At 58.1% G+C, this 18276-nt stretch carries 15 protein-coding genes and 1 pseudogene; 14 read left to right on the plus strand and 2 right to left on the minus strand.

Going from position 1 to position 18276, the window contains the following annotated elements; translation table 11 throughout:
* Window positions 1-145: 145 nt before the first annotated feature.
* On the plus strand, window positions 146-994 hold the full coding sequence (locus V6S67_RS18055) for a hypothetical protein (protein ID WP_334211715.1): 849 nt from the start codon (window positions 146-148) through the stop codon (window positions 992-994).
* Between the two features lie 212 nt (window positions 995-1206).
* Here the strand turns inward: V6S67_RS18055 and V6S67_RS18060 are convergent, their stop codons facing one another.
* Window positions 1207-3171: an ATP-binding protein gene (locus V6S67_RS18060; RefSeq protein ID WP_334211716.1), complete on the minus strand. Its 1965-nt coding sequence runs from the start codon at window positions 3169-3171 to the stop codon at window positions 1207-1209.
* A gap of 25 nt (window positions 3172-3196) precedes the next feature.
* Complete coding sequence (locus tag V6S67_RS18065; RefSeq protein ID WP_334211717.1) at window positions 3197-4615, minus strand: SIR2 family protein; 1419 nt, start codon at window positions 4613-4615, stop codon at window positions 3197-3199.
* 501 nt (window positions 4616-5116) lie between these two features.
* Here V6S67_RS18065 and V6S67_RS18070 point away from each other — a divergent pair.
* The 13 genes and pseudogenes from V6S67_RS18070 (at window position 5117) to V6S67_RS18125 (ending at window position 18085) form a co-directional block, all read left to right on the plus strand.
* Window positions 5117-5695, plus strand: a complete 579-nt coding sequence (locus tag V6S67_RS18070) for a recombinase family protein (protein ID WP_334211718.1) — start codon at window positions 5117-5119, stop codon at window positions 5693-5695.
* 380 nt (window positions 5696-6075) lie between these two features.
* The gene (locus tag V6S67_RS18075) at window positions 6076-6348 is read left to right on the plus strand and encodes a hypothetical protein (protein ID WP_334211719.1); all 273 of its coding nucleotides are present in this window, start codon (window positions 6076-6078) and stop codon (window positions 6346-6348) included.
* A gap of 324 nt (window positions 6349-6672) precedes the next feature.
* Window positions 6673-7266 (plus strand): SLATT domain-containing protein, encoded by a 594-nt coding sequence (locus tag V6S67_RS18080; protein ID WP_334211720.1) that lies wholly within the window; start codon window positions 6673-6675, stop codon window positions 7264-7266.
* Window positions 7267-7268: 2 nt separating this feature from the next.
* Complete coding sequence (locus tag V6S67_RS18085; RefSeq protein ID WP_334211721.1) at window positions 7269-8579, plus strand: nucleotide-binding domain-containing protein; 1311 nt, start codon at window positions 7269-7271, stop codon at window positions 8577-8579.
* Between the two features lie 90 nt (window positions 8580-8669).
* Window positions 8670-9146, plus strand: coding sequence for a hypothetical protein (locus tag V6S67_RS18090; protein ID WP_334211722.1), 477 nt, complete (start codon window positions 8670-8672; stop codon window positions 9144-9146).
* Between the two features lie 321 nt (window positions 9147-9467).
* Window positions 9468-10034: a hypothetical protein gene (locus V6S67_RS18095; protein WP_334211723.1), complete on the plus strand. Its 567-nt coding sequence runs from the start codon at window positions 9468-9470 to the stop codon at window positions 10032-10034.
* 250 nt (window positions 10035-10284) lie between these two features.
* Window positions 10285-11121 carry an alpha/beta fold hydrolase gene (locus V6S67_RS18100; protein WP_334211724.1) on the plus strand — a complete coding sequence of 279 codons (837 nt, stop codon included), beginning with the start codon at window positions 10285-10287 and terminating at the stop codon, window positions 11119-11121.
* A gap of 8 nt (window positions 11122-11129) precedes the next feature.
* Window positions 11130-12953, plus strand: a complete 1824-nt coding sequence (locus V6S67_RS18105; RefSeq protein ID WP_334211725.1) for a putative bifunctional diguanylate cyclase/phosphodiesterase — start codon at window positions 11130-11132, stop codon at window positions 12951-12953.
* A 92-nt stretch (window positions 12954-13045) separates the two neighbouring features.
* A pseudogene (locus V6S67_RS18110) lies at window positions 13046-13219 on the plus strand (IS256 family transposase); the annotation flags it as partial.
* Window positions 13220-14163: 944 nt separating this feature from the next.
* Window positions 14164-14574 (plus strand): pyridoxamine 5'-phosphate oxidase family protein, encoded by a 411-nt coding sequence (locus tag V6S67_RS20010; RefSeq protein WP_442884913.1) that lies wholly within the window; start codon window positions 14164-14166, stop codon window positions 14572-14574.
* Window positions 14575-14814: 240 nt separating this feature from the next.
* The gene (locus tag V6S67_RS18115; protein ID WP_334211726.1) at window positions 14815-16023 is read left to right on the plus strand and encodes a globin domain-containing protein; all 1209 of its coding nucleotides are present in this window, start codon (window positions 14815-14817) and stop codon (window positions 16021-16023) included.
* Between the two features lie 460 nt (window positions 16024-16483).
* On the plus strand, window positions 16484-17326 hold the full coding sequence (locus V6S67_RS18120; protein ID WP_334211727.1) for a sigma-70 family RNA polymerase sigma factor: 843 nt from the start codon (window positions 16484-16486) through the stop codon (window positions 17324-17326).
* A 426-nt stretch (window positions 17327-17752) separates the two neighbouring features.
* The gene (locus V6S67_RS18125) at window positions 17753-18085 is read left to right on the plus strand and encodes a hypothetical protein (protein ID WP_334211728.1); all 333 of its coding nucleotides are present in this window, start codon (window positions 17753-17755) and stop codon (window positions 18083-18085) included.
* Window positions 18086-18276: the final 191 nt, after the last annotated feature.

Here is an 18276-nt window from a genome sequence, read left to right on the forward strand (position 1 = left end):
TGCGCGGTGCCGGAATCGAGCGGTGTTGCTGCCGTGCGGAAAAACGACGTTGCTTCCTCCGCACGAAGACTTGACAGCAGGAGCCACAAGACACGGCCGCACACACCCTTGTTCATACACGATGGATTAAGGCGATACTGTCACTGTGACTTTTCGGGATAACCTAAGTGCTGCCCTCGAGGCACACATCGATCCGGCTCTAGATGTGGCTGCTCAGTTGAGCACGCGCATCACGCAGGGTGGCTATCCCGTCGGTAGTTGGGCGGCGAAGATGGCCCAGGGAGATGCCGTTTATAAGGGAAAAGCCGTAGGTGCGGCACCAGCTACCCAAGCACTGGCGGGGATACCTTGGAGTTTGGCCTCGGGTATTGACCACTTGACAGCGCTTGCTGCAAGCGTCAAATCCTCCCAAACACTCGGCTACTCGCTCTCCACGATTGTGCGAGGTTCCGTCGAAGCCTATGGTCGTGCACACTTCCTCTTAGAGAATACTGACGTCGACCGTCTTATAAGACGTTGGATGGCCACTCGGCTCAGCAGTCTGAAATGGGCCATAAAGTCGGCCGAAGATGGAGCAGATAAGGCTAGGCTGCAACAGTTGAGAGACTCCTTGAAGGGGGATGCGACTGCCTTCGGCTTTACTCCAGCTGATCTCCAATTAAGTTTCACAGCTCTCGCTGTCGACGTCTACAACCACGTTTACGGTGAGGACGATGGTTCGCTTGAGTACTCCAGGCTTTCAGCTGTGGCTCACGCGGAAAACAGTGGCATACACAGTCTCGTCGTGCGAGAGCAGGCCCATATCGCTCCGGGGCTGCACGCGTCACGAATTGAGGCATCTGATGAGCTTCTGGCTGAGATTGCGTGGGGCGCCTTCTCGGTTCATTCGAAAATCATGACGGACGCTATGCAGAAATTTGGGGAGGATCCTAATGAGCATCGTGAGTTTGGAACATCCTTAATCGCTGTCGGATCTGTCTTGGCCGAGGCCTGATGGCTCAGGTTCGCTAAGCCGACTGGTGCTCAGGTACTGAGACGATCCTTGAGCGGAATCTCGCGCCGCCGGCACTGATCAGGCCGCATCCACGCCTCACATGCCCATGAGGATACCAACCACTGTACTTACACCGCGGCAGGGGTTCACGTCATGGCGAAGCCCTTCCCCGTCTGTGGTTCGTTCTCACAGCCCACCAACGGTAAGCATCCTTATGTAGGCAGCGGGTGCACGTCACTTGGCATGCGGAACCAGTGACTGCTCACATCGGAATCATCACTATGAGGAAGAGGATCTGCAGTTCGGACTCTGAAGGTTGTCGGGATACTTACTGCTGTGCCGAAAGCAAGCGCGTACTGCTTTGGCAGCGAGGCCAAACGATTAAGTACTGACTCGGAAATAAAGGGCGTCATCTTACGGATGTGCTGAAGATCCTCTGGGTTTTGAATGCGATGGATGATGTAGTTTGAGCACTGCGATAGGACTGTTCCGGACAATTCACTCGGACGTTGAGAAGACAGCATCAGGAAAAGCCCGTACTTGCGTCCTTCCTTTGCGACCCGTTCGAAGATCTTAGTCGCGTCGAGCGTGCTTGCTGAAGTCGACTGCCGTGGAACGTACCGGTGAGCTTCCTCAAGGATCAAGTTGACAGGAAAAGTATTTCGGGCTTTGCTTCTTCGAACTCTATCAAAAACCAGGCGGGTAACGACCGAAGATACTACCTCAACAATTTCATCATCAACGGTACTTAGATCCAGTATAAAAACTTGAGCCTGTTTCATTGAATCAATATCTCGCTCAGCGATACCGAGCAACGTATTCACGAACGACTCGGTCGTTCTATTACCCATTAAATCAGCAGAGGACTCTACCTTCAAAAATTCAAATTCGTCTCTAGACATGAGTGACTTAACCCGAGTCATGAGAGTGGCGCAGTAGTCGCGAACACGGCGGTTCCCGTGGCTTTCCTCGAACAATATAGCCATTTCGAGTGCCATTTCGAGGTCAGCGAACCTGAAAGGTTGATTTCTGTAAGGAGGTATTTCACTACTTGGTGATTGCAGGGCCTTCAGCGTGTCGACCATCCACTCGTAGTTTCTATCGCTAAAGTTCCCGTAGGAGACGCCTAGCCGCTCAATGAAGGCCGTCCTCGATATTTCTACCGATTCGTAAACATTGAGGAGTCCTCCGATTCGTGAACGAGCTGCTGTATGATTTTCACTCTCCGAGAGAAGGTGCAGCAAGCAAGAAGAGAGAATATGATTTCGGAGAGCGTTCAAGTCGGCAGCCGCAGAGTTCGCGAAAAGGGAAGTCAATCCTAGTGCGTTGCGGAGCACAGGTCGTTGAACACGATCACTTGCTTGGAGTAGTAGCTCCCATTCCTCAATTGTTAGTAGCCAGTGTGGCAGGCGGAACGTGGTCATCGTCTCGCGATTGTCGTAGGGCTCTTTCGGGGATGGGTCAGCGGCCTGGGTGTGGTTGATACGTGCATATGTTCGGTGTATCGGAGAGGGTAGTTGGGAAAATGCGCGACGGTACTCTCCGTTAGTATCAAAGAGAATAAACGTGCTACCACCCGCGGGAGCGTTAGTTTTCTTACCCAGGATCGCTTGCAGAATGCTCGCGATGGTGCAAGATTTTCCGCTCCCAGTATTACCAAGGATAGCGGCGTGTGCGCCGAAAAAATCATTAATTCGCAGCTTCACATCATAATCGTTGAAAATCACAGATGTACCAACCGTCAGGCTTCTCAGCTTCGTTGCTGCTGGTTCTGACTCTGGGACTGGGACTTCTTGGTCCGCTACGTTGAGGATTCGGTCGAGGTCACGATTCTCTACATGGAGAACGTCTGCGTAAAGCGGCGGATACTCGGAAACGCCGAAAGAAAAGGGAAGAGAATGGTCGAAGGGCAGCGTCCCTAGAGGCGACAGAGAGAGCTGTCGGGAGGAGGATTGAGTGATGTCCTCCAATGATTTCAGCGCACTAGAAACTGGTGATGATCCTACTCGTTCTTGAAGGCCGATGACCTCCGCGACTACATAGGTATTCGTCAACGGGATGAGTACGAGTGAACCTATGCGTGCCACATAATGCTGACCGTCGAAGCCAACGAGCGTGTACCCATCTGCACTATCCATCATCTCGACTCGAAAGTACTCCGCTGTGACGTCGACCACGGTTCCCAGCCGTCGCCTTCGAGAGTCACTTGTCGCCATCGTCGCTGTCCTTGTTCAATGAAGCGAATAGGTTCATGACTCTCTCTACCGCTTGGTCTGCAGGATCATTGTTTCCGGTTGGCATGATGTCATCGACAAATTCCTTAAAGTAGTGCGCCTTCCACGTCGCATTCGAGTCTTCCGTGCCGATGATCCATATGCGCGGATCGTTGAGTTCTTGAAGCATCTTGACATTCTTGTTCGACGTCTTGGTCCCCAACTCTGGCTTACTAAATATCACCAACCTGAACGTTGGTATCGTGAGTGCCTGATATATGCTGTTATTCACGTGTTCATCACCAAAGCTGTAGCCAACGGTGACTAGCGCGCTTTGTTCTTGCACGATCTTGTTTTGAAACTCACGAAACATGTCTGAGTATGGGGCAGCAAAACTCGCGTTCTGCTTGGCAGGGGTTGGGTATATTAACATAGCCTTTCCATCCCCACTCTCGCTTAGGGGTCGCTCTTCGACCGGGAAAAGACCGGTATCTACAGCATGCCAATTGAGTGATCCGTGAAGCTTGAGGAAGTAGACTAAGTTGTCGAGAGATGTCCATCGCTGAGAGGTAAGGTCTAAGCGTTGTGCAAGGGTATATCGAAATGATGCAGGGTTGAATCGTTTTTCGACCGATCCGAGAAAGCCATTGATGTGGGGAACGCCGATACGGTCCATTGCTATCTCGTTGAACAAGTCATAGTTGGTGGTCGCGATGGTCGGGCGCGGCAATGATCTCGAACGCTGCGAAAGTTTACGGTAAAAGGTTTGATAGAATCTTAGAACGGTATTTGAAGCTTCTGCTTCTTGCCCGCTTTTGCATTGGTCAAAAACGTATCGCTTGACTGATTCGATTGCAGCATCTAAGGCTGTTTTCGACGATCTCAACTCTGCTTTCTGAGTTTTCGCCAATGCAAATTGAAAGCCAAACAGAACTTCCATGAGCCGCTCGAGGTTCCAAGCGTAATCTGGGTCGGCTAAATCAATTCCCAAGTCAGCTTCCAACGTTCGCCGAATCTCGGTTGTGAGGCCGTATTGATTTGCTACGTCTATATTCTCAGGAGCGAGAAGACCCTGTGCTAGGGGCCCCATCGTAGGTATGCCATGTTCATCGCTGCCGTTGGGAGCGTGAGATGAGCATCCAGAGCCAAACAGGAACGTGAGATTCTTGGAGGACAATATCTCGTTAAAGTCGCTTTTCGCGATCTCGTAGGCGGTTCGTTGCGAAGCGTCAGGAGTGCCGGCCCGGTAGTGCTTGCCGCCCTTGAGGAACGTTAGGGAACGATCTATAGCCTCAGTAGTCAAAATACCCCCAGCAGTAGGCCCGCACCAGTTTGGTGCCGGTGCCAAAGATACAGGTCCTGTCGAATCGTCCATCGCATCGACATGCGTGCGGTAGGCATGCGTCACCGGAGTGTCTGCCTCGCGCTGACACATCCCCGTGAACAGCGGTCGGTGGAGGGGAGAGGGGCAAACCTTTGACACAGCACCTCCTAAGCCTTCATCGCTCCCGCCGATCGGCCAATTACGGCGTAGGCCGAGCACAGCCGAGCGCCACACGAGTTGTCCGAATCAGAATCTCTAGCCGGCCGCAGGCCCGTCGCGCGACGCTGATACTCTGGCAGGAACCGTGGCGCGCTCCCCTGCATCGAGCAATGGGGGTTTGGCCCGGGCAGTGCGAACGTACGGAAAGGTGCCATGTTCGTGCATCAAGGGGAGCTTCCGACCGTTGGCTACCTGTCCAAGCAAAGGATCCTTTGACTGGACGACTGAAGTGCTTGCTCGGGCAGCTTGCGCACTCCAGCAACCGCAAGGCGGTTGGCCTCCGCGTTTCGTCTCAGCAATGTGTCTCACTCCTGTTATTCTCAACAAATCAGAACAAAGCCTTTGATGAGCACGAGGAGTGGACGAGTGGGAAGCATCGGGTATGCCAGGGTCAGCACGCTGGAGCAGAACGCGGATCTGCAGCACGCAGCGCTCACTGCTGCGGGGTGTGATCGGATCTTCACCGACCATGGTGTGAGTGGAACGAGGGCCAGCCGGCCGGAACTCGACAAGCTCCTCGATCACGTCCGAAAAGGTGACGAGGTCGTGGTGTGGAAGCTGGACAGGCTGGGGCGCAACACGCGCAACCTGTTGGCCCTCATCGACGACCTGGAGCGCAGGGGTGTGCACTTTCGCAGCGTCACCGAAGGCATCAGCACGACTGGGCCGATGGGTAGGGCAATGCTCACTGTCATGTCCGCGTTCGCGCAGCTCGAGCGTGACCAGCTCGCCGAGCGGACCAGAGCAGGTATGGCTGCGGCCGCTGAACACGGGCGGAAAGCCGGCCGGCGGGAAGTGACTACCGATCATGCGAAGGTCAGACGCGCTCGAGACCTCAAAGCTCAGGGACTAGCGCCGGCTGATATTGGGAAGATCATTGGGGCCAGCCGGGCGACGGTGTACCGCTACCTGAACATTGGCAGCAACGACAAGGTTCCACAGTGAAGCCGGCCGGGGTCCTGTTCGTTTAGGAATCGAAGGCATGCTTCACAAGCTATTCCGGTACTGCGACACGCCGCTGGCACCGTAACCGGGCACTGGAGCGGCCACAGCACCAAGGTAGATAGTCAGTAGGAGTTTCCAATCAGTGAAGAGGGCAGATGCCTGGTGATGGTGCAGCCGCGGTTCAAGCAGAATCGCGCAGGGGCACAAGTGCGCCCGAACGCCGGACGAGAGCCTCGATTCCGGTGCGGCAGCAGCGCCTGCATTACGGGGCACTGACAATCGTTTTCGGGCTCCTGGTCCTCGTGGCATCGGGCTCCCACCCGGGAAAATGGCCTGCGACGGCAGCTTTGGTGTGCGCTCTGGGGTCGATGGTGATCTGCTTGGTCTGGGCGATCAGGATCTCCCGCAAGCCAGGATCGGCCGCCGGGTACGTCAAAGCCACTACAACTTCTCGGATCATGGTTTGGTTTTGGCTGGCGCTCGGAGTCACGACGACGGTCACAGCTCTCTTTGGCATGGACACCGAGGACTTCATGCCCCTCTTCGAAGACTCCCTTGCCGGATTCATCGGTATCGGCTCCATCCTGCTTACCGCAGGCCCCACGTACGCCGAGTACAAGGAAGCCCAACACGCGGCAGTAGAGGACGGCTAGTCTATCCGGTCTGCATCAGCGCTCCCCCTGCGGCTCACCCACAGATGGACCGGCTTACGGACGACCTCTTCCGCAGGGATCCACCTCTCCTTCGGCGTCTAGCTGCACTGATTTGCCGTGCTTGTTGGGCGAGCAACGAAGGCGACTACACAGACAACAGCAACTCGGACAACGAAGAACTGCCCGTTCGACCACCGCGCCACCCCAATTCTGGCTAGAACTCGGGCTGACCCTTTCGAGAATGTCCGAGGTCTCGGCCATACTCGGATCAGTCCACTCGCTGGTGGGGGGGTGTTTTGACCATCGAGGAGTGATCGGAGCAAATTGATCGACGAGAATGAGACGCCCGAACCTGGCCAATACCTGCTTGCACAGGTGCGCGAGGCATTCGGGCGAGTGGCTTATAGCCACAAGACTCACGAGAAGCAGGCTGATATTTGCTTCACGAAGCACCGCTGGCAGCAGGGCGTGCTCATCGCGCTGACAGCGATCAGTTCCGGCACGTTCCTGGTCGCCGTTGTCAGCCCGATCGCGAGTACAACGTTGACAAGCCTGGTGACTTCGACCATCGCTGTCTTGGTCACCTGGGTCACGCTTGGCTCAAAGACGTTCCGGTTCCATGAGGAAGCCGAGGCTCACCGGGACATCGCTTCGCGGTTGTGGGATGTGCGCGAGTCCTTCGTCTCGCTTATAGCCGATCTGATGTCCGCCACCATCGCTGACTCCGACGCCCGGATGCGCCGAGATGAGTTGCAGGAGACCACCCGCGAGGTCTACTTGTCTTCTCCGCGCACCACCGCGAAGGCGTATGACCGCGCCAAAAAGGGACTAAAGGACAACGAGGAGTTGACCTTCTCCTCCCGTGAGCTCGACCTCCTGCTTCCTGAAAAGTTACGACTGAACGAAGGTGAAAACTAAGGATGGAGACCTCCGAGATTTTTGACGGGCTGCTGGCGAACCTCAAGGTGGGAGAGAAGGTAGCGACGATCCGGTCCCGTCGGGACGAGATCACCAAATCCCTCAATAAGAACTTCCGAGATAAGGATGGTTGCCTTGACTACAGGCTGATGATCGGTTCCTTCGGACGACACACCGCGATTAAGTCCATCTCCGACCTCGATATGATCTTCATTCTGCCGCCGGCTCTGCGAGACGACTACAACGACCCCAATGGTCCTCGTCGGATCCTTGAGCGTGTGCGCGACGTGCTAAAGGCGCGATATAAGAACACAGACATCCGTGTCGACCAATGCGTCGTACGCGTACAGTTCACGTCCGATAAGTTCAAGTTCGAGGTTCAGCCAGCGTTCGACAATACGGACGGTAGCTTCGACTATCCAGACACTAAGGCGGAGTCCTGGAGGACCACGAAGCCGCGCGCGGAGATTATCGCGACGAAGGAGTGCAATGACCGCACTTCGACGAATATGCGTCACCTCTCCCGGATGGTGCGTTCCTGGAAGAACGCGAACGGCGTAAACCTCGGCGGCCTGGTCATTGACACTTTGGTATACAACTTCTTTGCGCAAACCAACGATTACGATTCCGCGAAGACCAGCTCGTTTGACCTGATGTCACGGGATTTCTTTTCGTTTTTGGTCGACGAGCCAGAGAAGGACTATTACTTAGCGCTCGGTAGCCGGCAGCGCGTCTACGTTAAGGCGAAGTTCCAGGCCAAGGCTAAGAAGGCCTACAAGCGATGTGTCTCTGCGATTGAGAACGAGGGCAAGACCATCTCGATCAAAAAGTGGCGGGAGGTCTTTGGCACCAACGTCCCGCTCACGGTCACCGACGACGTCCTCGAGGCCTCGGCCAGCAATATGCCCAAGCGCACGGAGGAGTTCATCGAGGATCGGTACCCGGTTGACATCACCGGCAGTGTGTCTATCGACTGCGAAGTCACGCAGAACGGTTGGCGCCCGTGGCGGCTGCGCGAGATGGGGCGTGCCGGAGTACCGCTCATCGCTGGTAAGCGTCTGAAATTTGAGGTTACCGGCTGCACGGTCCCCGAGCCGTACACGCTGAAATGGAAGGTGCTTAATCAGGGACCGGAGGCGGAGCGTCGCCGCATGATACGCGGCGACATCGTCGGTTCGACAGAGCCCGGCATCCGGAGGGAGAGCTCAACTTTTCGAGGTGAGCATATCGTGGAGTGCTACCTAATCAGGGACGGAATCGTGGTCGCCCGGGACCGCATCGACGTGCCCATCACAACTACCTCAGACACTTGAACCGACTCGATTGCCGCCGTAGGAACCCGTCTCGGGGTTGCCCGATCCTTCTACGAGCCACCTTCTAGAGGCCAAGGGCTAGGGTGACTCATGACAAGCATCGTTCGGGCACCAGGAAACCTAATCGTTGCGACCATCGAGAAGGTAGATGTTCGCTTCGCGGGGGTCGACGTTACGAAAGCTCCCCTCCACGTGGACGTTCCCTTAGGCACCCCCTGCGTAGTTGTCTATCTCAGCGCCGTGCGAGGGTACGAGACGGTAAGTCATGACGCGGAAATCGCTCAGACCCGAAGTCGTGAGGACCTTGCGGCAGAAGCTGAGGAAGCCCAAAATGACGGACCTCCCAAGTTGAGCAATCTCGACACAGTGGGCGTCACCATTACGGACGACGAGGGTACCCAGTACGAGCCGTCCGGGTTCCGAATGGTGGGTGACGGTCTTGGTTGGGATGACATGCGCGTCTATACGCCGGCACCACCTTCAGCAGCCGCGACTCTGCACCTGGACTTCACGGTCGATGGGGAGTCGACAAACAGCGGCTGCGACGTAGCCCTATCTCCCTGCTGAGGGATCCTCAGTGAAACGGACGGATGCCAGATTCAGCCGTCCTTCGGTGAGGCATGTCGCTGGGCAACCTGAGATCCCATAGCGTCAGAGCTTTGGAGAGCTTTAGAGGGAGACAGTGCCATGGGGGCGGGAAGTAACGGGCCAGCGGTTGAGGACATCGGTTCGCTCAACGACTCAGGGGACCTCTCACCTGACGGCCAACCTCAGCAACCGGCTCCTAGCAGTCCTTACCGGAGAGGAACGATTGCAGCCGCCGCAGGGATAGTGACCTTCGGGTACATCGTGCTCTATACGGCCCTTACATCGTCTCCGCCTATTCCAGTGGCGCCCGAACCAGAGGTTCAGAACGTCTCCACGAGCGTGAAGTGCGAGGAGTTGACCTTCTTCGTTGCGGATAATCAGCACTACGAGAATGTCGAAGTCGAACCGCCCCTCGGTGCTTGCACGGTCGCAGCACGCCCTCCTGCAGGAGCTGTCATCGATCCGGTGTCAGCGTGTGAAGCCGTTGGCGGTCACGTCACCGCCTGGCATGAAGGTGATTATCCGACCTTATTGGAGCAGCGCCCCGCGCTTCCGAGTGGGCAAAGGATACTGACCACAACGGACGCCGAGAGCCAGACTGTGATGGAACTCGGGATCGTGATGCCGAATCAGACTTTTACCCTGTGCGGGCCTTTGGAGTGGCGTTACGAACACGACGGCCAACAGCTCACTCAGCAGATCCCAGCAGACGCGGACTTAGGTGAACTGCCGAAGGGCAGGTACTACGCCTACGAACGCACGACCGAGGGCAACCTCAAACTGCGTGGTGTTGGAAACCGGCACTATTACATCGAACCGCTTCCCGAGGGGTTCCCTATTCCCAGCTCACTCAACGACAAGCCATGATGTCGTGCACCCACCTAGGTTCCCGTATGTGGATCGTCTTACGGGGCGGTTTTCCGCGGTTTGATTATGGCAGGGAGGTTTGCCACTTCAGCCAGCCGGGGAGCTCGCTCGTGGCTGCTGGTTGAAATTGCTGAGACGCCGGAGATGATGCAAGTCCTTGACTGTTGACGGGGAGCGCGTGCATGCCGATAGTCACCAACGGGGGATCAGTCCTTACGCCTTGCTTCACGACCGTAGAAAGCAGATTCGCTTGCACGCCAACACTTCGAACCTCATCGAACGGCACAACATCAGATTTAGTGGTCGATCTGATGGGCCGGTGCTGCTGTTCGCTCACGGTTTCGGCTGCGATCAAAGCATGTGGCATCGGGTCATCCCGTTTTTCGAGGACCAGTACCGGATCGTGTCATTCGACCATATGGGTTCCGGGCTGTCCGACCTCGACCAGTACGATCCCGAGAAGTATTCGACCCTTGACGGCTATGTCGCGGATTTGCTCGCTTTGTGTCGTGAGCTTGAGCTTGATGATGTTGTCCTTATAGCGCACAGCGTGGCGACCATGATGGCCATTGAGGCCGCTATCGCGGACGCGGGCAGGTTCCGTGGGTTGGTCCTGGTAGCTCCGTCGCCGTCCTACATTGATGATCCGTCCGAGGGCTATGTCGGCGGTTTCACGCAGCAGGACATCGACGGTCTCCTGGAGTCGCTGGACAGCAACTACTTTGCTTGGTCCGCTTCGCTCGCTCCCATTGTCATGGGTAATCCCACCACTCCCGAATTGACGGATGAGCTTGAGGCGAGTTTCTGCCGCACCAACCCCGACACCGCACGGGGCTTCGCGAGGGTCAGTTTCCTCTCCGATATCCGCTCGCACCTGACTGATGTGACCGTTCCGGCGCTGATCCTTCAATGTTCCGATGACATGCTCGCACCCGCCGAGGTGGGCCGTTACCTGAAGGGGCGGTTGGCCGGCAGTACGCTCGTCGAACTCGCAGCGACCGGACATGTACCTCAGGCCAGCGCCCCGAAGGAAACAGCACACGCGATTCTGCAGTACCTGCAGCACCAGGTGGCAAGCCTTTCATGAGCTTGGCCATGGACTACGAGCAGCTGTTTCAGGATGCACCGTGCAGCTACCTGATTACTGATGAGGCGTGGACGATCACTGCCGCTAACGCGAGCTTCCTGGCCTGGACGGGGTACGGCAGCGACGACGTCATCGGAACACCTTTACCCCGGCTGATGCCGATAGGCGACCGTCTTCTGCACTCCACCCACAGCGCACCTCAGATGCAGCTCACCGGGACCGTGTCCGAGGTGTCCCTTGAGATCCTCGACGTGGAAGGACAACGCCGGGCCGCCCTGCTCACAGCTGTCCGGGCAGTCCGTTCCGACGGTGGTGTGGAGATCCGGGTCATCATCTTCAGTGCGCACGAACGCCGCCAGTACGAGCTTGAACTCGTCGCGGCCCGCCGGCGCGCGGAAGAATCCGAAGCGCGAAGCGTCCGCGCCGAAGCAGGCTTGCAACACCTCGCACTGCACGACTCCCTCACCGGGCTGCCGAACCGGGCGGGCCTGGCGGCTATCCTCGAGCGGGATATCGCCGAACCACTGCCCAGCATGAAGGTCGCAGCTTTGTTCGTGGACCTCGATCACTTCAAGTCGGTCAATGACAGCCTGGGACACAATGCAGGGGATGAGCTACTGAACATTGTCGCGCGACGGCTTTCCTCAGCCATCCGGGATACAGGGACCGTCGCGCGGTTCGCTGGAGATGAATTCGTCGTGGTTGAGCAGGTCAGTGCCCTGTCCGATGCGACAGTACTGGCCCAGCGGCTGCTCGAAACGGTGAACAGTCCGATGATCATCGAGGGCCTGGAAATCATCTGTTCCGCCAGTATTGGTATTGCCCTCACCGATGACCAGGGCGCCGATGCCGATCGGCTGCTGCGGCGAGCTGATATCGCCATGTATCGGGCGAAAGCGCGGGGCCGCAACACCTGGGACGTCCATGATCCTTCCGAGTCCGATCCGGCAGTGAACCGCATGCGCCTCCTTGGAGAACTGCGCCACGGCATCGAGGCCGGGCAGTTGCGCGTCCACTACCAACCCCGCATAGACGTCGCGACGAGCATCATCAACGGTGTCGAAGCATTGGTCCGGTGGGAACACCCGACGCGAGGCCTTCTACAACCAATCGACTTCATCGACCTGGCAGAGGAATCCGGACTCATCCGAGATCTGGGCGCTTGGGTGCTCAATGAAGCTATCAAGCAGGGCGCCCATTGGAGCGCTTCGACCGTGGTGCACACTCCGGTCGAGATCGCCGTGAACCTCTCCGCCCGCCAACTCATCGATCCGCAACTGACCGGAATCGTCGAAGCCGCCCTTGCCCGGCACAATTTCGATCCTCATATGCTGACCCTGGAAATTACCGAGACCGCACTCATGGACAACCCAGCGGTAGCGCTCACGGTGCTCACTGCTCTCAAAGCACTGGGCGTAGGACTGGCCATCGACGATTTCGGAACCGGTTACGCGAGCCTGACCTACCTCAAAGACTTCCCCATCGACGAACTCAAGATCGACAGGTCCTTTGTCAACGGCCTCGGTAGCAATGACGGGGACAGCGCGATCGTTGCAAGCTGTATCCAACTCGCCCACGCCGTAGGCATCAAAGCCGTCGCCGAAGGAGTCGAAACAGACAACCAACGCTCCACCCTGCTCAGCATGGGCTGCGACCTCGCGCAGGGATACCACTACAGCAGACCCCTCAGCCCAGAACACCTCACCAACTGGATCACCAGCAACACCTGCGCCACACCCGAGAACACGTTCGTCGACACACGACCACTAGCTGATCTCGACAACACTCACCAACAATCCCGACACCCCGCCCGAGAACCCGCAACGACGTAGCCGGGGACTGTAAGAAAAACGGTGTGTGAGGGTCCGGCTTGATCCGAGCGGAGATGGCTGTAAACAACTTCACGACCGAAGTACCAGAGGCGATGATCGATCCTGTGACGGGAGAGATCATCGATCAAAAGGACCTTGCAGAACGGCTACTCGCGCAGGCCAAGGAGCAGGGTGTGAGCCTTGTCGGCCCAGGCGGGCTGCTGAACCAGCTGACCAGGAACGTGCTGGAGACTGCGCTTGAGGCGGAGCTGACGGAGCAACTCGGGTGGCTGTGACAGGTTGGAGTGGCCCCGGTCGATGGTTCAAGTTGGCCGAACCCGGGGCCTCAGGGTCGGGTGCTCAGCGCTCTGCTGTAGGGCTCCGGGCTCTGCCTCGTTTCTAGGGACACCACCAAATGAGTGGTTGAGGCGCTTGGCGAAGTAGCCGCTGTACGGCGGCACAATGATCGTCGTCAAGCCGTCCCCCCCCACGCTGCAACCAACGCTGGCATGCTGTCTTTCTCCGCCCGCGAAGGGAAAATCGATAGCGTCATCCTGTACCAAATATTAAAGGCTGTCAGGTCAAAGCCGTCCGTACCGTATTCGACGGGCCAAAAGGGCGGCACGATCGGATGGAGACCCTGACCAGGCCGTGAGATGTCCCGCATCTCAACCTGGGAGACTGCGGCATCTTGAATCTCCCTTGTGTCGTACCAGGCCCAGCTACGCTCCCATTCCCGCTTTCACCGGTCCTCCCAGTCTTCCCGGCTCGGTGACTCTGGGATCCGCGAAGCTCCGATGTCCGGCGCTGGGCTAAGCTCCGGGATAGTCACATCCTGAGCGATCATCCACGCCTGACGGATGAACAACAGCATCTTTAGATGCTGCACATGGCCGTCGATCGCGATGCGCATCTTCCGCGGTCAGGGAACCCGCCGCTTCAATCCGGTTCCCCACATAGTGCTTCCCCCCACTAAACGGTCAGCCCGGACCGGGCTCTACCCAGCACATCACCCGCGCCCTACTCTCGGTCGATCCTGAGAGGAGTCTTTGCCGTTCGAAAACGGTCAGATGGCTGGCCTCCTTGCTCCACCAATGGGGCTAGATCCAACCGGGTAGGGCCAGCGAAACCTGTCACAGTCACAAGGATCAGCCCAGCGCACATACTGGTAAGACGTTTATGTTCCCGAGTGTAAGGAGTGACTATGTCCACCGGTGACGACTTTTGGGAAATGCCAGGAGTGGGGCGTTCGCATGTATCCCTCGAGCCTGGGCAGTGCTGGGCTTTGCTAGGTACCGGGTTGACCGGGCGGGTTGGTTTTCTCCGGGATGGACGCGTGTTCATCTTCCCGGTGAACTACCTCGTCCATGACCAGGCAATATTCTTTCGCACCTCAGCATCCGGTGATCTAGGTCGCTCCCCGTTGGATCGGGTAGCGTTCCAAGTCGATCACGTCACCCCCGAGCAAATGTCGGGGTGGACCGTCCTCGTCCAGGGATCCACGGCGGCCGTGCAGGACGAGGCCCTGTCGGCTTCAGTATGGGGGCGGATGACGAATGAACCATGGGCGGGCGGGGACCGCCGTCACCTCGTGCAGGTAGTATCCGCCTCGATTTCCGGCCGCCGCGTCGGCACCAGCTGAAACGACGGACGACGGCACGCAAGGACGGCACGGAACGACGGTACGACGACGCTGCGCCGGACGCCCGACACCGTAAACAGGAGTTCGGTACCGTGATCGTCCCGAAGCTGAGCCGTCGTTCTCAGGTGAGATGCGCGGCCGCTGAAGCGAGGAAATCCAACGCGCAACTACTTTTCTACACGCTGTAGAAATCGGACTATGATGGGTGCATCAAACCGTTACGTGTGAAGGGGTTGGCTGATGCTTTCTGATAAGTCCCGTCCTGTGGTTGAGGCGACTCTGCCGGTGGTGGGTGAACATATCGGTGTCATCGCGGAGCGTTTCTACGCGCACATGTTTCAGGACAGGCCGGAGTTGCTGGATGGGTTGTTCAATCGGGGAAATCAGGCCGATGGCAGGCAGCAGCAGGCTTTGGCGGGTTCCGTTGCGGCGTTCGCCGGTTACCTGGTGAACAGGCCAGATGAGATGCCTGATCATTTGCTGTCCCGGATTTCCCACAAGCACGTGTCGCTGGGGTTGCGGCCGGATCAGTACGAGATCGTTCATGAGCATCTGATGTGGGCGATCGTGGACGTCTTGGGGGACGCGGTCACACCGGAGGTCGCTGCGGCGTGGGATGAGGTGTACTGGTTGATGGCCAACGTGCTGATCAATCAGGAACGTTCGATGTATGCGGCTGTGGGGCTGGCGCCGGAGACGATCTGGCGTTCCTGGCGGGTTGCCGAGAAGATTCGGGAGACCGAGGACGTCGTGACGTTCGTGGTGGAGCGCACCGATGAGCGTGAGGTGAAGCCGTCCCTGCCCGGCCAGTACGTGACGCTGAAAGCATTGATGCCCGATGGTGTGCACCAGCCGCGCCAGTACAGCCTGACCCGCGCCGATGACGGCCGGCACCGCCAGTTCTCCGTCAAACGCCTCCACGGCCTGACGACACCGGATGGTGAAGTGTCCAACCTTCTGCACGCGAGCGTGAATGTCGGCGATGAAGTGGTGTTGTCGGTGCCCTTCGGCGACGTCGTGCTCAAGCCTGGTGACCGGCCGATCGTGTTCGCCAGCGCCGGTATCGGCATCACCCCCATGGCAGGAATGATCTCCCATCTCGTCCAGTCCAACTCCGCACGCCAGGTGACCCTGTTGCACGCCGATGACTCCGCAGGGTCCTTCGCCCTGCAGGACCAGGTCCGCGCGGACCTCGCACGACTGCCCGATGCATCCCTCATCACGTGGTTCCTGGAGCCCCCCACGGACGGCCAGCAGACAAAGAACGGGTTTACGGGTTTCATGAACCTCGACGACATCGGACTTCCCGCCAATGCGGAGTACTACCTGTGCGGGCCGCTGCCGTTCATGCAAGCTGTCCGCAGTTCCCTCATCACCCGAGGAATCCCTGCACAGGACATCCAGTACGAAGTCTTTGGCCCCGACCTCTGGCTCGCCGACTTCCAATAACATCAAAACATCCAGCAAACACTGTCGTGAACACCTCCTGTCGTGGGCAAGTGCTGCTGACCCGGGCCTGATGCGGTGCCGCTCACAACACTCTCAGTGTCAGTGATGTCGCCACCACATCAGACGAGCCCTAACCATCTTCTGAGTAGCGTCGATAGTGCGTCATGAGCTGGCAACGCCGGGCGTGCCGCCTGTTGTGAACGACGACTGTAACAACTGCAATGATGGTGACGACGGCCGATGAGCGTGCTCCAGTTCGGCCTCAACACACGAAGAATGTGCAGGTTCGGTGCAACATTCGTCTGGAACCTCAGCCTTGGGACAGGGTTGCCTCAGGTTCCTAACTGGTCTGTGGTGTCCGATGTAGCGTCAGCGTGAAATGTGCTGCCCGATAAGCGCCAGAAGGATTGGCCGATTGTGCCGGGTTGCAGCGTCTTCTAGCTGGCTGGGGAGCTTGCTCATGCATTCACGTGACCGTGAAAAACTCATCGTCGATAACCTGCCGTTGGTCGGATACCTCGTGTCTAGGATGTGTGCGCGCGCTACGCATCTGTCGCGAGATGATCTTGCTTCGGTGGGGGCGATTGCGCTGATCACCTCGGCGGATTCGTTCGATTCGACGCTCGGTGTGCCGTTTGGCGCCTATGCCCGACGCCGCATCATAGGAGCCTTCGCCGACGACCTGCGATCCAATGACTGGGCTCCTCGCGTGGTGCGTCGCCGCATCGGAGACACCCTCGCCGCGAGGGACACCCTCGCCGCGTCCCTCGGCCGCACCCCGACCAACGACGAGCTCGCGGCCACACTCGGGATCAGCCGCAAGGACGTCCAGGCTGCACTCGATGACGCCGGCCGGTCCGTGCAGACGCTCGACGAGACCGTGATCGACATGTTCGTCGACAGGGTCTCATCCAAGCAGCTTCCCGAGGCCTCCCTGCTCGCGGACGAGCAGATCCGGCACCTGCGCGCGGCCGTCGCGCACCTGCCCGGACGCATGCGTCTCATCATCGAGCAAGTCTTCTTCGAGGGCCGGTCCGTGACCGAAATAGCGGCCGAACTTGGCACCACCCACTCCGCGGTATCACAGCAAAAATCCGAGGCGCTCCGCCTGCTACAAGACGGCCTCGCAACGCACTACCCCGACGCCCCTTCTAACAGCACCACACCTGTCCCCGTCTCACGGATCTCACCGAAGCGACGCGCCGAGTACCTCTCCGCCCTCGGCGCAGCCCTCACACCATCACGCGAACACACCCGGCTACCCACGAGACCTACCGCACCAGTACTCACGTTGGCGTCATAGAACCGCCGTCTAAAGAACGGGGCCACACCCGCTCCCGGTGGCCTAATAATCAGTCCTCGAGGTCGTCGTGATTCTCGGGAAGCCACCCATTCGTGAGGCATGAAGGGATAGGGAGTCGGCGGTCATGGCCCGACCTTATGACGGTCACAACCGACGCATGATTCTTTTCTCAGGTTGAAGCGCGAACATAACCGGTGCTAAATACTGGCACTGGCTCGTCCGAGGCTGACACTTGTGTGACAAAGGGGGAAGGACCTCAGCGGTCTGAGGCGACGAGCAGAACGCTTCGGACGGCTGAGGTCCTCGTGAGTAGCTTGAAGGGAGGGACATGGTGAAGGGCTTTGGTCCGTACTTATGGCTGCGGATACTTGATGCTCGAACTTTGCATCAAGCCGTGCATCCTCAGACTTGTGGGAGAGATTCACTATGAGCGTCGATGATTACCTCGCCCTGACCGGGCTTCCGCGCGAGTACTGGCGCGACCCGAAACTGCGGGTCCTGGTGCAACTTTTCCTGAATGTCCACAGACCGGCGTCGGGACCCACCGAACGATTCCTGTCCGGCACGGTCATCATGACCAATCCCACGGCAGCGAACGGTCTTGACAGTGGTGGTGCCGGTCACGGAAGGGAAAACGTGGATATGGATATCACCAGCACCGGTATCGTCCGAGAGGTCGCCGGCGAGCTCCTGGAAGCGGCAATCATCGGCCAGATCACCGCCCTGCTGCTCCCAACCAGACCGGCCCGAGCAACATGAGGGCGCTACCTCTCCCAGTGAGTCGTCGAAAGAATTCACGCTCACGCTGGACAGCGGCTATCGTGTGACGTGCCTAACCCACTACCCATGGGTAAGGGGGACGGATGGGCTGCGAGACACCTCATCCACAGTGCCGGTGATCCACCCCTGGATAGCGAAACACCGGCACTGCCCCGCCCACCCAGCCAGGT

This window comes from Arthrobacter sp. Soc17.1.1.1, from assembly GCF_036867195.1.
Classification (GTDB): Bacteria; Actinomycetota; Actinomycetes; order Actinomycetales; family Micrococcaceae; genus Arthrobacter_D.